The organism is Nostoc sp., from assembly GCF_036916985.1.
Taxonomy (GTDB): Bacteria; Cyanobacteriota; Cyanobacteriia; order Cyanobacteriales; family Nostocaceae; genus Nostoc.
This window is the reverse complement of the sequence record NZ_JBALFD010000044.1, coordinates 59068-74053: the sequence shown is the minus strand read 5'-3', so window position 1 is coordinate 74053 and position 14986 is coordinate 59068. Positions and strand designations below refer to the sequence as shown.

The 14986-nt window shown below is 39.4% G+C and carries 13 protein-coding genes; 2 read left to right on the top strand and 11 right to left on the bottom strand.

Annotated elements, in window-relative coordinates; genetic code table 11:
* Nucleotides 1–203: 203 nt before the first annotated feature.
* Entirely contained in the window at nt 204–2444 is a 2241-nt protein-coding gene (locus tag V7L07_RS16030; protein ID WP_335059408.1) for a glycosyltransferase family 2 protein, read from the top strand.
* Nucleotides 2445–2496: 52 nt separating this feature from the next.
* Here V7L07_RS16030 and V7L07_RS16025 read toward each other — a convergent pair whose 3' ends face one another.
* The 10 genes from V7L07_RS16025 to sixA all read right to left on the bottom strand — a co-directional run bounded on the left by V7L07_RS16025 (nt 2497) and on the right by sixA (nt 13326).
* Nucleotides 2497–4116, bottom strand: a complete 1620-nt coding sequence (locus V7L07_RS16025; RefSeq protein WP_335059406.1) for a glycosyltransferase family 39 protein — start codon at nt 4114–4116, stop codon at nt 2497–2499.
* 89 nt (nt 4117–4205) lie between these two features.
* Nucleotides 4206–5882 (bottom strand): glycosyltransferase family 39 protein, encoded by a 1677-nt coding sequence (locus tag V7L07_RS16020; protein ID WP_335059404.1) that lies wholly within the window; start codon nt 5880–5882, stop codon nt 4206–4208.
* Between the two features lie 202 nt (nt 5883–6084).
* Nucleotides 6085–6879 (bottom strand): GNAT family N-acetyltransferase, encoded by a 795-nt coding sequence (locus tag V7L07_RS16015; protein WP_335059402.1) that lies wholly within the window; start codon nt 6877–6879, stop codon nt 6085–6087.
* Between the two features lie 539 nt (nt 6880–7418).
* Entirely contained in the window at nt 7419–8339 is a 921-nt protein-coding gene (locus V7L07_RS16010; protein WP_334765203.1) for an NAD(+) kinase, read from the bottom strand.
* A 6-nt stretch (nt 8340–8345) separates the two neighbouring features.
* Nucleotides 8346–8651 carry an NADH-quinone oxidoreductase subunit NuoK gene (gene nuoK / locus V7L07_RS16005; protein ID WP_006199065.1) on the bottom strand — a complete coding sequence of 102 codons (306 nt, stop codon included), beginning with the start codon at nt 8649–8651 and terminating at the stop codon, nt 8346–8348.
* Nucleotides 8652–8710: 59 nt separating this feature from the next.
* Nucleotides 8711–9325 carry an NADH-quinone oxidoreductase subunit J gene (locus V7L07_RS16000; RefSeq protein ID WP_334776367.1) on the bottom strand — a complete coding sequence of 205 codons (615 nt, stop codon included), beginning with the start codon at nt 9323–9325 and terminating at the stop codon, nt 8711–8713.
* A 160-nt stretch (nt 9326–9485) separates the two neighbouring features.
* Entirely contained in the window at nt 9486–10070 is a 585-nt protein-coding gene (gene ndhI, locus V7L07_RS15995; RefSeq protein WP_335059400.1) for an NAD(P)H-quinone oxidoreductase subunit I, read from the bottom strand.
* Between the two features lie 96 nt (nt 10071–10166).
* Entirely contained in the window at nt 10167–11285 is a 1119-nt protein-coding gene (gene nuoH, locus V7L07_RS15990) for an NADH-quinone oxidoreductase subunit NuoH (protein WP_335059398.1), read from the bottom strand.
* A gap of 301 nt (nt 11286–11586) precedes the next feature.
* Nucleotides 11587–12723 carry a citrate synthase gene (locus tag V7L07_RS15985; RefSeq protein ID WP_335059396.1) on the bottom strand — a complete coding sequence of 379 codons (1137 nt, stop codon included), beginning with the start codon at nt 12721–12723 and terminating at the stop codon, nt 11587–11589.
* A 108-nt stretch (nt 12724–12831) separates the two neighbouring features.
* Entirely contained in the window at nt 12832–13326 is a 495-nt protein-coding gene (gene sixA, locus V7L07_RS15980) for a phosphohistidine phosphatase SixA (protein ID WP_335059394.1), read from the bottom strand.
* Between the two features lie 169 nt (nt 13327–13495).
* On the opposite strand from sixA, the gene V7L07_RS15975 reads away from it, so the two are divergent.
* The gene (locus tag V7L07_RS15975) at nt 13496–14104 is read left to right on the top strand and encodes an SMI1/KNR4 family protein (RefSeq protein ID WP_335059392.1); all 609 of its coding nucleotides are present in this window, start codon (nt 13496–13498) and stop codon (nt 14102–14104) included.
* 473 nt (nt 14105–14577) lie between these two features.
* Here the strand turns inward: V7L07_RS15975 and V7L07_RS15970 are convergent, their stop codons facing one another.
* Complete coding sequence (locus tag V7L07_RS15970) at nt 14578–14940, bottom strand: hypothetical protein (RefSeq protein ID WP_179068632.1); 363 nt, start codon at nt 14938–14940, stop codon at nt 14578–14580.
* Between the last annotated feature and the right edge of the window lie 46 nt (nt 14941–14986).

Here is a 14986-nt window from a genome sequence, read left to right as displayed (position 1 = left end):
TTTTAATCAAGCAAATATTTGAATATCTTATAAAAGATTATGAATCTAGAAAATATAGGTTATGTATTAAAAAATACATAGCAATCTTTGATTATAAAGTATTATTAGAAATGTTTTGTAATATTTCTTCAAAAAAATCCGTCACAAAAATCTGGTGAAATACTTTTTTACAGAATAGTTTTAGGTGAAAAAGGGTAAATAAAATGTCAGGATCAAAACTTCGCTATAAACCATCTCAAAATACTGTTTCTAAGAGAGTTATTCAATTCCACACAGCAACGCTACTTTTATTAGGCATTGTTTTATTTTCTGGCATCATTATAGCAGGATGGTTCGCTGGTGAAGATAAAATTAGTGGAATTTTTGCTCAAATCAATTACTGGCAAATGCATCCACCAATGTGGTTAGCAGTTCCAAGAATAGAGGGTAAATATTTACTGCTACCCACTCTTGGATGCTTGTTAACTGTGTTTATCGTGACGAAAATATCTCCAATACCACGGATTTGGTCGCAACGGTTAATAGTGGGAATGTTAATCATCTTAACTTTGCGGTATGTTTTGTGGCGATCGCTCTCTAGCTTAAATTTAGTAGATCCCTTGAATGGGGTATTTAGTCTAGGGTTATTTTTTGCAGAGATGTTAGTGATCGTCAATAGCACTATACAGCTATTTTTCATGTTGAATATCAAAGAACGTCACCGAGAAGCAGACATGAAATCATTAGCTGTACTCAGTGGTAGCTTTGTACCAACTGTTGATATTCTTATACCAACTTATAACGAGCCAGTTTTTATACTACGACGGACAATTATTGGTTGTCAAGCCCTAAATTATGTAAGTAAAAAAATCTATCTTTTGGATGATACTAATCGTTTAGAAATGAGGGATTTGGCAGAAGAATTAGGTTGTTATTATCTAACGCGACCTGATAATAGTTATGCGAAAGCAGGTAATTTGAATCATGCGATCGCTAAAACTAATGGAGAATTAATAGTAGTTTTTGATGCTGATTTTATCCCTACTAACAACTTTCTCACTCGCACTATTGGATTTTTTCAAGATACAAAAATTGCCCTTGTACAAACACCTCAAAGCTTTTATAATGCTGATCCCATAGCCCGTAATCTAGGCTTAGAAAATGTTCTCACCCATGAAGCAGAAGTATTTCATCGCCAAATTCAGACAAGTCGTGATTCTTCCGGTAGTGCAATCTGTGCCGGTACATCCTTTGTTGTTCGCAGAAGTGCTTTAGAGGAAATTGGGGGTTTTGTAATTGAATCTTTAAGTGAAGATTATTTCACAGGAATTCGCTTATCTGCTCAAGGCTATCGTTTAGTTTATTTAAACGAAAAGTTAAGCGCTGGTTTAGCAGCAGAAAATATCGTCGGCTATGCAATTCAACGATTAAGGTGGGGACAAGGTACACTCCAGGCGCTATTTATTAAATCTAATCCTTTAAAAATTCCTGGGCTAACTCTTATGCAGAGATTAGCTTCTTTAGCAGCATTGCTATATTGGTTTGGCAATATTTCGCGGATCTATTTTCTGCTTATCCCATTAGCATATTCCTTTTTCCATGTGATTCCTATCCGTTCAACAGCAGCAGAATTATTATTTTTTTTCTTGCCCTACTATTTAGTGAATTTAGCAACATTTTCTTGGTTGACTTATCGTTCTTGTTCAGCTTTACTCTCAGATATTTATTCACTAATAATCTGCTTCCCTTTGGCAATAAATACCCTACAAGTGATGGTTTATCCTTTTGCAAAAGGATTTCAAGTTACACCAAAAGGTATAGTAAAGAATCGTTATACTTTTAATTGGAATTTAGCCATACCTCTCATAATTTTGTTTTTTGCTACTGCTATTAGTTTGTTGCTAAATCTAAATATTGCATCAGAAACTACGCAACAAATTACAGGTATCAATTTAGGTTGGCTGTGGAGTATTTATAATTTGATTATGATTGGTATCACCATTTTAATTTTAATAGATGCACCAAAAGCAGATATGTATGAATGGTTTAATTTGCGGCGAATAGTGCAGTTAAGAGTTGGCGATCAGAATTTGTGGGGTGTGACTACAATGATTTCGGAAGCAGGTGTTGAAATCGCTCTAACTCAGAAATTGCCCATCTATTTATTTGCCCATCAGCTAATAAATATAGGAATTATAGAAGAAAATTTGTGGCTAACTGGTGAGCTTGTGAGTACTGGGTTTAAAGATGAATCTTTCACAGTGCGGCTTAGGTTTAAATCAGTAAGTTTAAATCAACATCGCCGCCTTGTAGAGATGCTCTTTTGTCGTCCTGGACAGTGGAAGCGCCAGAATGCACCAGGAGAATTACATTCGTTATTATTACTATTTAAAATTTTGCTGAAACCACGAATTCTATTTGATAAAAAAGTAGATGTAAGAGCAATGACAGTTTCGCAAATCTGAAATTTTAGTTTGCTAAAGTACTGAATAATTTTCCCAAACTTAGTATATCATGCTAGTGCAATGAGTGAGGGTTTTCTACTTTCCAGAGCAAGTAATGATTGTCACTATATAAAACATTTGTTTTATACTGATAATTACTTTCTATTTGCTTGCGCCAGCTATCTGAAGGATTTAGTAAAAAAATATCAGTGAACTCATCAGGAATATTAGGGATAGCTTGATGTTGTACTAATTGAAACTGTACCTTTGGTTGTAAAAGATAGCTCAGAGAAAATATATTCCCATAATTAATACCAGAATCATCACTAATCAAAAGTGGATGAGCAGCCTGATTGATAATTTTTGCAACTTGTGGATTACCATAGCTAATCACCTTACTCCACCAAGTTTCAGCTTGGGAACTCACTCCATAAGAAACTAGCCCACAAATAATCACTAATCCTATAATTGTTTGCCAAATTTTTCGGCGTACAAGATTCTCATTATATAGCTGCGTAGTCAGGAGATAAGCAACAGCTAATTGAATGCCTAAATAAGAAGGCAATAAATAACGTTCGGAAAGTGAACGTATACCCCCAAAGATTAAATCTGGTAGTACTAAAGGTAGTGCAGGAAGCGTAATCAAGGTGACGACAAACAACCAGATTTTATAGTTAGTTGTCCGACAAATAAAATAAATAGAATATCCAATAAGTATTAAAAAAAATGGTGTAATTATATAGCTAATGGGATTTTCAAAACCAAAGTTTAAATCAAGAAAAATCCGGTTCAACTGTAAAAGCCAAGATTTAATTAAAATCTCTAGGGGAAACTGCATTTTTGTCCAGGCTGTTGAACTGTCAAATTGCAAAAAGTTATCTATTACAACCAGTATCCAAGGTGTGAAGGCGAAAAACCCTATTAAAGATGCTAATAGATAAGCTTTTACTGTCCGATTTAATCTAAATCTGGCAATGGTAATTACATAAATTCCATGAGCTAATGCTACCAATCCACTCAACAAAAATGTGTAGAGGCTGAGTGCTAAAGTGACTGCATAGATTCCCCAATTTAATATGCGTGGTACTTCGTTTTTTGATTCCAGCCGTAATGCTCGTAGCAACGAGGCGCTGGATAATAATATAGTTACCATCCAGAGAATATATTCTCGTGCTTCTTGGGCGTATACTAGCTGAATAGGGGAGATTGCTATGAGTGCGATGGCTACGCCCGCCGCAGGCATCGCAACCTCCGATACCCATACCGATGCTTTAAATAATTCTCGACATAGCCAATAAAGACTCGGAAAAATCAACAAGCTGATAAAGGCAGATAAACTTCTGATTGCCGTCACCGAATTACCAAAGATTCCCACCCAAAACCGAGCGATTATATAATACAGTGGTGGATGCTGTGGATCTTCTGTTTCCAAAGACATAATTGTGTCAATTAAGCCCTTTTCCATATTAGGACTTTGGAATTTGGCAAAACTTTCCTTAGTAATTATGCGACCATTAAATATTTGCTGCCTAACTTCATTTGCCGTATAACCAGAAATCCGTAATGAAGTAAAAGTCTCATCATGCCAATAAACTTTGCCGTCAATGTTAAAAAAGCGAAAGAATATACCAACTATTAACAAAACGACAATGAGAAACCGCAACCTGTTTGGAGTAAGTTTGAAACGCCGCATAACTAAATTTTACAATAACTTGTAGACAATTATGTACTCTAAACATCGGGTGAAAATTAAATAATGCATTACCTGAAAACCATGTTGCACTATAAATTAGCAGATAATTGATTATTCGGTGACATATTACGTCGGCGCAAATTACGATTTTTAGTAAGTTTCCAGATCGAATAATAGTCATCACTATAAACGATATCTGTCTTTAGCTTATATTTTTTTTCAATTGTTTCGCGCCAAGGGTCTGAAGGATTAAGTAAAAACACATCAGTAAACCCATTAGGGATTTTAGGAATTTTTTGATTATTCACCAACAGAAATCGCACCTTTGGCTCTAAAAGATAGCTCAGAGAAAAAACATTCCCATAATTATTGCCCAAAGCATCACTAATCAAAAGTGGACGAGTCGCCTGATTAATGATTTGGGCAACTTGTGGATTGCCATAGTTCATACCTTTATTCCACCAAGTTTCTGCCTGAGAACTCACCTTAAAAGAAATTAGACCACAAATAATCACTAATGACATAATTGTGTGCCAAATGCTCCGGTGTGACAGGCTCCCATTATATATTTGTGTAGTTAGCAGATAAGCAACAGCTAATTGGATTCCTAAATAAGCTGGTATTAAATATGGTTCGATAGATGATCGTATAACCCCAGCAATTAAATCTGGCATTATTAGGGGTAGTGCTGGTACTATAATTAATGTAATGATAAAAGACCAGACTTTATAGTTAGTTGTTCGACAAAGAAAATAAATTGCATATCCTACCAAAGTTAAAAATATTGGTGTAATTAAATAGTTTAGAGAATTTTCTGAAGTAAGGTTTATATCAAAAAAAATCCGGCTTAACTGCATTATTAAAAATGGAAATACAGTCATTAAAGATGACTGTGAGGTTGTTTTATCTGCTGAAATCAAAAATTGAAAAAAGTCACCGATTACAACTGTTATCCAAGGCATAAAGGCTAAAAAGCCTACCATTGATGCTATCAGATAAGTTCTGACAGTTTCAGTAAACTGAAATCTGGCGACGATCATCACATAAATGCCGTGAGCAAGTGCTACAAATACACTCCAAAGAAATGTATAAAGACTGATGGCTAAAGTTACTGCATAAATGCTCCAGATAGCGAATAAATCTGATCTGTGTCGTTCTTTTCCTAGCTCATCTTCTACCCGCATAGCTTGTAGCAGAGACGCACTGGATAGTAATATGGTGACTAACCAAAGAATATATTCTTGTGCTTCTTGGGCGTATACTAAGTGAATGGGAGAGATAGCCATGAGTGCGATGGCTACGCCCGCCGCAGGCATCGCAACACCAGAAACCGATAATGGCACATTAAATAATTCTCGACATAGCCAATAAACACAAGGAAAAACCAGCAAACTAATACAGGCAGATAAACTTCTAATCGCCGTCACCGAATTACCAAAAACTTCCATCCACAATCTAGCTATGATGTAATATAACGGTGGATGCTGTGGATCTTGTTTTGCTAAAGACATAATAGTGTCATTTAAGCTTTTTTCTGGATTTGCACCTTGAAACTGGGTAAAACTTTCTCCACCAATGACACGATTATTAAAAAGTTGCTGTTTTGCTTCAGTTTTTGTGTAACCAGAAATCCGTAATGAAGCATAAGTTTCATCATGCCAGTAAACTTTGCCATCAAGGTTAAAGAAGCGAAACAAGATACCCATCGCCAATAAGAAAATAATTAAAAATCGCAACCAACTCGGAGTCAATTTGAGATGGCGCATAAGTGATTTTCCCAATAAATAATTTATCTACAATAATCGAGTCAGTAAGACTAAATAAGGTGCGATCGCTAAAAATTATATCTGAGTTTGTTCATTGAAGATGCTTTGAGCGATCGCACCCGATTCAGAGTAATGAATAAACATCAAAAGTTAATTCCTCTAACCACCTGTAAATGATAGTCTTTAGCAAAAAAGACAATTTTTACAAAATTTTGTAACGCCATCTAGCAAAGTCTTTACTATTAGATATAGTTAAAAAATCAATAGTCTTAAACTGCAAATCAACAGCTGGAACACTGCATATTTTAGCTCCAATATTCAAATATGCCTGCAAAATTTTCGGAATTTCAAAATTATATGAATCTGGACAATCTTGAGGCAGTTCTAGAGAAGATTGTGAATTTGGATAGACCAAAATACTCGGATGCATCAAGCCATTCTGCCGAAAATAATCATAAGCGCAAGTAGCTTGCCAAGGACATTGTGTTAGTAACGATGCACATCCAAAAAAATATTGGTTTTTACTCCAGATCAGATAATTTGCCAGACCTTCCCAGAGTAATAAAAGTGCCTGACTATTGCGATATTCTCTAGCTATACATGCACGTCCAACTTCTACAGATCCTCGCAGTACAGAATCAGGAATTCCATTAAGATTAAATATATCAGCAGCATCAAAGCCCAGTCTTTGAGAAGCCATTGTATAGGTTTGCATCCGATAAGTTCCAATGGTTTTACCCGTTTGTTTGGAGAACAAGATTAAATGATGGCAAACCGCATCAAACTTATCTATATCCATCTGGGTAAAGTTAGAAGTAGATAATCCTAAGCCTAGTTCCAGATTAAAAACTTCAAAGCGTAACCGAAAAATTGATTCTAATTCTTCTTGAGTTGACGCTAGCCGTAGGGTATATTTTTCAGTTTGAAGGACGGGAAAATCTTCAAGAGGGGGAAGAGGATTCAGTGGGTAATTGATGTGGCGTCCAGAAACTTCCATCTATCTTCCTACTTAGATTTGCGAAAATATCCTACTAGGATTTAGGTACTATAAAAATAGCTCACATTATGCATTAATGTGTCGAAGGATAATTGAGACGGTTTTCGATAAAAGATCCTTGAGAGAGCTTTTTTACTTTCTGGGATTAGAGGTATAGTGCTTTTATTATGGGCATTAATTCCTAAAAAATCTGGCAATAAGATACAAAATTTTTCTTTGATATAGGCTATAAATGCAAGTCATACCATTTTGGATTTTAGATTTTAGATTTTGGATTGTAAACTGCTTGGTGTATCTGGATTTTCTCATTCCATCTGTTGCAATTATTTTTAAAATTGGTATCAGTTATAAAGCAATACAGTTCAGAATGAGCAACAAAACCCTCATGTAGAGACGCGATTTATCGCGTCTTGAAAGATCAATTATCTAAAATCACAATCAGGCAGAAAGCCCCCGGATGAATCCAGGGGCTTGGATGGTTTTGGTTGTCATCGCCTACGCGATCGCCATCTGCGGTAAATGCACTCTAAAATAGTTAATTAATTACGGTGATTATTGCTGTAGTGAACCCTTGTACCTGCCCACAGCAACTTCTCCCGTAGCGTCTGATAGTAGGAATTGTTCTCGCGCAAAATAATAAATTTAGCCCGACACTCTGCCATCCGCACATCAACGCGGTGTCCCGGCCAAATTGAAGTCCCTAAAACCCCATCTGTCCACAGCTTGGTACTCAAGTCGTAATCCCCCAAAGGCCAAATACTCACCACAGAACCAGGGGGTAAAACGAGAGGGCGACTAGAAAGGCTCATTGCACAAATAGGAGTGACGGTAATCGCCTCCATACCATCGTGCATAATTGGCCCATTAGCAGAAACAGTGTAACCAGTAGAACCTGTGGGAGTGGAAATAATCAACCCATCTCCGACATATTGATCGACTACCTCACCGTCGATTTCCATTTCCAGAATTGAGGTAATCATTCTATCAGCTGAGGCGGGTTTGACACAAAATTCATTCAAAGAGAGGTAACGCTCACTCACAGGTTCCAAATTAGACCCATGACCCTCATACACCGCAGCTTGTAACATCATCCGTCGTTGGATAGCATAGCGATCCTCAAACAGCCGATCCCAAACTTTCTCCGTATCCTGAAACTCTTCCACCGACTCAGTTAAAAACCCCAGATGACCTCCTACATTCACTCCCAGAATTGGGATGCCAGCCGGGGCTAAATGTCTGGCACTGGTTAAAACAGTACCATCGCCACCGAGTACCAAAGCGAGATCGATTGGTTGACCTGCCGAAGCCAAAAAGACTGGATAGGGGTTGTCTTTCGGCCCGCTAGGCCCCATCAACACTTGGCAATCGCGACTTTCTAGTTGTTTAGCACAGATTTCTGCCCATTCTTTACTCCGGGCATCCCGCGCTTTATAAGCAATGATTACCTGCTTTAGTTGCACGCACAATTACCATTTCAGGAGATTAAACTGCTCCATATCGACGGTATCGCGGTTGCGATAAATGGCCAGCACGATCGCTAAACCCACCGCCGCCTCGGCTGCGGCCACGGTAATCACAAATACTGTGAAAACCTGACCCTTAATTAATGTTGAGTCGAGGAAGTTGGAAAATGCCATTAAATTCAGATTAACAGCATTGAGCAGTAACTCAATTGACATCAGCACCCGCACAGCGTTGCGGCTGGTAATTAAACCGTATATGCCGATGCAGAATAAAGCTGCTGCTAGTAATAAAAAGTACTGGAGTTGCATGAATCTGAGTATCCCTCCTGAAAAAGCTGGCTGTTTATCTGCGACTCAGGTCGCAAATATTACTCTTTTGTTTCGCTAGTTGTTGATACTAGTTCTCTGGGGCGTTCTTGTAAAGTCAAAACAGTTTGCCCCACATTGGATCGTGTCAGTTGATCTGGCAAATACTCGCGACGTGCCAAAATAATTGCTCCTACCATCGCTATCAGTAGCAAAATGGAAGCTAGTTCAAAAGGTAGTAAAAAGTCAGTGAAGAAATGTTCGCCAATCAAAACAATAGAACTTTCACCACCCGCTACAGCAGGAGTTGAGTACGCCCAAGGAGTAGCCAGCACCATCGTACTTAAAAGACCAAATAATCCCACACTGACTAAACCTGTAAGTACTTTCCGCACCCAGGAGTTAGGAAATGCGACAAAATTCTGCCGTTTGTTCACCAACATAATGGCAAACAAAATCAACACGTTAACCGCCCCAACGTAAATTAGTATTTGTGCAGCTGCAACAAAATCAGCATTTAGCAACAGGTAGATTCCCGCTATGCTGATAAACACACCCCCCAGCAAAAAGGCAGAATAGACAATGCTGGAGAACAGCACCACACCAATGGCCGCCCCAATCATCATCACGCCTAGTATGCCAAGTGATACTAACTGTACTCCTTCTGCTAGATTCACTGTTTTTTGTCCTTAGTCAATCAATTTTGGATTTTGGATTTTCGATTGCCGATTTTAGATTTTTTTTCAATCCAAAATCTAAAATCTAAAATCTAAAATTTGTATGGTCATTGGTCATTGGTCATTGGTCATTGGTCAAATAACAAAGGACAAATGACATTTATTTTTCTGTTTGTTCTACCAAGTCTTCTGGACGCGCCCCTGCACGTGGCGCATCTGCGGGCAGTCCATGTGGTTCGAGGACGCCTTTGGGTAGGTAAACTAGTTCGCGTAGTGGTGTCACCATTGGATCATCTGTTACCTTGTAGGGCAGACGACCTAGTGCTACGTTGTCGTAGTTCAATTCATGGCGATCGTAAGTGGCAAGCTCATATTCCTCTGTCATGGATAGACAGTTAGTGGGGCAAAATTCCACACAATTACCGCAAAAGATACAAACTCCAAAGTCAATGCTGTAGTGGTTGAGTTTTTTCTTTTTGCTGGCTTTGTCGTATTCCCAATCTACTACAGGCAGATTAATCGGACAAACACGGACGCAAACTTCGCAGGCGATGCACTTATCAAATTCAAAGTGAATTCTACCGCGAAACCGTTCGCTAGGAATTAATTTCTCGTAAGGGTACTGTACAGTAATTGGACGCCGCCGCATGTGGTCGAAGGTGACAGAAAGCCCCTGACCAATGTAACGCGCCGCTTGTACTGTTTCTTTGGCGTAATCACCAACTTGTTTCAGGAACTTTAGCATTGTGTTTCACTCTCTCTTTTCAATTTTGGATTTTGGATTTTGGATTTTAGATTTCAGACTTAATCTAAAATCTAAAATCTAAAATCTAAAATTGGCTTACCCGCCGAAGGCGAAGGGAAAGGCTAGTTTCAGGGCGGCGGTTAATAGGAGATTAACCAAGCCGACTGGTAACAAAAACTTCCATCCTAAATCTAACAGTTGGTCAATCCGTACCCGTGGCACTGTCCAGCGCAACAGAATGGCGACAAACACTAGTAAATAGGCTTTGAACACGGTCATGGTGATACCCAAGGCCGCAGTTATTATCTGGAATACGGGATTTACTTCACTGACTCCCAGCCAACCAGCGATGAGGTTGAGGGGAATTGGAAAGTCCCAACCGCCCAGGTAGAGAATTGCTACTAGTAAGGAAGAAAGGATCAAGTTAACGTAGGAACCCAGGTAGAATAGACCGAATTTCATCCCTGAGTATTCAGTTTGATAGCCGGCGACGATTTCTTCTTCCGCTTCGGGTAAGTCAAAGGGTAATCGTTCGCATTCAGCTAGGGCGGCTATCCAAAAGATCAGAAAACCGATTGGTTGTCGCCAAATGTTCCAGCCCAAAATGCCGTAGCCTGATTGTTGATTGACAATATCAACGGTGCTGAGGCTATTAGACATCATAGCGATCGCTAACACCGCCAACGCCAAAGGAATTTCATAACTAATAGATTGCGCTGCTGCCCGCAACCCCCCTAAGAGGGAGTATTTATTATTAGATGCGTAGCCAGCCATCAATAAGCCAATAGGTTGAATGCTTGACAAGGCAATCCACAAGAATACGCCCATGCCCACATTACTAATTACGATATTCTGTCCAAAGGGCACAATCAGGAACGACAGAAACACCGGAATTACAACAATAATTGGCCCGAGAGTAAACAGCCAGGGGTCAGACTTGGCTGGTACTATATCTTCTTTAAATACCAGCTTCAGACCATCCGCTACAGGCACCAGCAACCCAAAAGGACCCTGGTATTCTGGCCCAATTCGCTGCTGTGCGGAGGCAGAAATTTTCCGTTCTAGCCAAGTAGCAACTAATACCCCCACTGTTGCCCCAATCAGCATCAGTATCATTGGCAAGGGCATCCAAATTGCTTTGGCTGTTCCTGCTGGTATACCTAAATCCCGGAGGGATTCAATAAAAGTTCCTTGGAGGTCAATTCCTGAATTCATGTTTCCGCTCTTTAAGACATGAGTCATGGTGAGTTACAACTATTAGTTAAATTAATACCTGTAAATTCACCCATTTTTTATTTTTGCCTAGATGACGCCCAACTGAAGATTTGTTGCCAATTCCCATGCCTAGTATATCGTTGGATGGTTTGACCACCCTGAAGCGCGATGAGAACTTCTACTTATGGTTGGCATTGAGATTGGCTATTGAGGGGATAGGGGACTGGGGACTGGGGACTGGGAGAATAAACAATGCCCAATGCCCCATACCCAATGCCCAATGCCCATGCCCTATGCCCATTTACCTTTTGTCAATGGGGGTATAAGTAGCTTCGTGCAGACCGTTATAAACCTGGGTAGGACGGAAAATCCGGTTTTCTGCTAGTTGTTCTTTCCAGTGGGCTAGCCAACCGGCAACACGTGCGATCGCAAATATTGGTGTAAACAAGTCGGTAGGAATACCCATCTTCCTATATACCAAACCGGAATAAAAGTCAATATTTGGATAAATTCCTTTACTACCGAGTTTTTCCTCTACCACTCGTTCCATTTCTTGAGCAATGTCATAGAACTTGTCATGGCCAAACTTCTCAAACAATTGCTCTGCAAGATTTTGTAAAATTATGGCACGTGGGTCTTTTACTTTATACACACGATGTCCAAAGCCCATAATCTTAGATTTACTTTGCAGACAGTCCTCTATGTAGGGACGGACATTTTCTACAGAGCCAATTTTTTCCAACATCTGAATTACTTCTTCATTGGCTCCACCATGCAGAGGCCCACCCAAAGTTCCCACAGCGCTAGCAACTACAGCGTAAGGATCAGTCAAGGTGGAAGCTGTTACCCTGGCACTGAAAGTAGAAGCATTCATTGTATGCTCGACTTGAAGTATCAAGCAGATATCAAAAATCCGCGCCATCAGAGGATCGGGTTCTCGCTCATCGAGCATGTAGAGAAAGTTGGCGGAGTAGTCTAAGTCATCACGGGGACGCACGGGATCATTGCCTTTTCGCATCAGTTGGAACGCCGCCACCATCGTGGGAATAGTTGCTATCAGGCGCACCACTGAATCTCGAATGTAGACAGGATTATGTAAATCCCGGAGCGAATAAAACAAACCTAAAGCCGCAGCAGAGGCTTGTAGGGCATCCATTGGGTGGCCGCTTTCTGGAAAGCATTTCATCATGTCCCGAATGCGGTATTTTATCCGCCGATGGTAACGAACTTCATGCTCAAATGTTTCCAGTTCTCCCTTGTTTGGCAGTTTACCCCAGATTAAGAGATAAGCAGTTTCTAAGAATGTACTCTTTTCTGCTAATTCCTCAATCCTAATGCCACGATATTCTAGTATTCCCTTTTGCCCATCAACATAGCTGATACTTGATTGGGCGGCGGGAATGCCTTCTAAACCAGGCTTGTATTCGCACACCATCATGGCAACACCATTTGCTTTGTGAAATATCTGATCAAGCTAACTTACCAGAAATTTATTGTCGCCATAACAGTAGCCGTTCTAACAACAATCGAAAATGTTGAAAAACTGTTATAGCAGGTACTTGGGTGGTGTCAACCAAAACATCTGACTCCGACCCAGAGGAGAACCTGTTTCTGGTAGTTTTATCCCAATCATACCTGCTTTTTTCAAGACTAAGCTTGCTTTAGCTTCTCCCCACAGGAGAATTTCTGCCCAATTGCTCAAATTAGGTTCGTGTCCAACCAGCGCCAGTTGGGTATTTTGGGAATAATTTTTTGGCTCTAACCAGTCTTTGAGCCAACTAGAAATTTGACCATCGGGCGCGAGGTGGCTAGATTCCTCTAATTGGGAGCTTAGTTTTTCTGCTATCAGGATTTCAGCCGTTTGGCGCGCCCGCACTAAGGGACTGGTGAGAATTAAATCAAAGCTTAAACCTAATTTAACAAGTTTCTGGGCAACTTTCTCAGTTTTTTGCCGCCCTTCTTTGGTTAGACTACGATCTTCATCCTTGATGCCTAATCCCTGGTCTTCGGCGATGCCATGACGAATTAAATATAGTTCCATACTTTTAGTTTTGTTAGCGTAGCCTATGCTGAGTTATTAGTTACGCTTGTGTTCATTGATCTATCTTAATCTTAATATAGAGCGGTTGTTTTTATTTTAATAGCACCCTAAGTAGAAAGAAAAGTTAAGCTAGAGGCAACTGTTTATAAAAATAAAAATCTCTCTATGTATGTCACGGTTAACAGATGCTTTAGATAGAGTTTTGAATTGGTTTGAAGAACATGAGGATTTAGATTTTGCTCATTTTGAATCCTTACAACCTGGACTCACATCTGAGGAAATTGAAGAAAAAGTAACTGATTTATTACCTTTTTGTTTACCGAAAGAAGTTTATGAACTTTACCAATGGGGTAATGGAGGATGGATTGGTGAGGAGATATATGCCAGATTTTTTGATAATTATGTTTTTTTATCGTTAGAATCAGCACTAAAGGTATATTGTAATTTGACAGCAATAGATCAAGAAAATGATCCCTGTGTATTTGTTATTAAATCAAATTTTAATGTGCAATGGCTTCCAATTTTAGAAGATATTGATGGTCGGGGTTATTGTGTTGTAGTTATTAATGAAGTCCAAACAGAAACCACACCTGTATTACAAATTAATTTTGACGATATATGTGATGAGCCATACATCATATATCCCACACTAACTAATATGATGCTTGCAGAAGCAGAATGCTATGAGGCTGGTGTGTACTCGAATGAACTTTATGAAGAAGCAAAATATATTCGTAGTAAATACCAAGAAACACCGATCAGAATTTGGCGAGCCTAACAACTAGTAGTCTGTCCCAAAAATTTTGAGAGTTTAGTGGTGTTCAGATACCCGACTTCTTGAAGAAGTCGGGTATCTAACAGCCCAACAAAATTAATGGGACAGACTACTATATTTTTAATAGTTCATAATTTTAATAAAAAACTCCACGCCACTTGTGGGATGGAGTTTTTTATCGTAAATTAAAGGTTTTAAGACCCCTACATCTACATATAGCACCCATTTAAGTCGGGGTTTGTCTTGAGAAATCGCTCCACTTGGGCTTTGCCCAAGTGGAGCGATTTCTCGCTAAATCCCCCGAAGTTGCCACAACGCGGGGAACCCGCGCAAGGCACTTCTCTTCTCTACGAGACGCTACGCGAACGTCTGAAATTTCTTTAATTTTGATTTTTGTTAGCGCAGCGTTAGCGAGTCCGCGTTCGCTTTTAGCGTCTCGTAGAGAGCGTCATTTTGAATTTTGAATTGTTAATAAGTTACTTCACTTCACTGGGTTCAAACTTAGTCACCTTACCTTTCTTAATGGCAACAATCACATCGTAATGTGAACAATAAGCGAATGTGACATCATTGGCTTTGTTATAAAGGTTAACTACATGACCTGCACCACCTACTTGGATACCGATTGGCTCCAAGTCACCAAAAAAGAAACGACGTAGTTGATCGCCACTACCAATCTGACCCTTACTCTTAGTCAGCAAGTCTAATTTCTGCGTTACAGATAATTCTTCGGCTGCTGATGCTTGTACTAATGACGGATTGATCGCCTTTAAGGGTACGTCCCAAACTGTGAAAAAACCAACCAAGGCTATACTTGTAAGAAAGGGTGCGAGTTTCATTTGTTACTTCTTTTCTCTGTTTCATCCTGAACATCCTAAGCATCTC

Excerpts from the sequence above, each read along its gene's own strand:
- V7L07_RS16030 (WP_335059408.1), top strand. The coding sequence starts at position 204 with ATGTCAGGATCAAAACTTCGCTATAAACCATCTCAAAATACTGTTTCT.
- V7L07_RS16025 (WP_335059406.1), bottom strand. The coding sequence starts at position 4,116 with ATGCGGCGTTTCAAACTTACTCCAAACAGGTTGCGGTTTCTCATTGTC.
- V7L07_RS16020 (WP_335059404.1), bottom strand. The coding sequence starts at position 5,882 with ATGCGCCATCTCAAATTGACTCCGAGTTGGTTGCGATTTTTAATTATT.
- V7L07_RS16015 (WP_335059402.1), bottom strand. The coding sequence starts at position 6,879 with ATGGAAGTTTCTGGACGCCACATCAATTACCCACTGAATCCTCTTCCC.
- nuoK (WP_006199065.1), bottom strand. The coding sequence starts at position 8,651 with ATGCAACTCCAGTACTTTTTATTACTAGCAGCAGCTTTATTCTGCATC.
- ndhI (WP_335059400.1), bottom strand. The coding sequence starts at position 10,070 with ATGCTAAAGTTCCTGAAACAAGTTGGTGATTACGCCAAAGAAACAGTA.
- nuoH (WP_335059398.1), bottom strand. The coding sequence starts at position 11,285 with ATGAATTCAGGAATTGACCTCCAAGGAACTTTTATTGAATCCCTCCGG.
- V7L07_RS15985 (WP_335059396.1), bottom strand. The coding sequence starts at position 12,723 with ATGATGGTGTGCGAATACAAGCCTGGTTTAGAAGGCATTCCCGCCGCC.
- sixA (WP_335059394.1), bottom strand. The coding sequence starts at position 13,326 with ATGGAACTATATTTAATTCGTCATGGCATCGCCGAAGACCAGGGATTA.
- V7L07_RS15975 (WP_335059392.1), top strand. The coding sequence starts at position 13,496 with ATGTCACGGTTAACAGATGCTTTAGATAGAGTTTTGAATTGGTTTGAA.
- V7L07_RS15970 (WP_179068632.1), bottom strand. The coding sequence starts at position 14,940 with ATGAAACTCGCACCCTTTCTTACAAGTATAGCCTTGGTTGGTTTTTTC.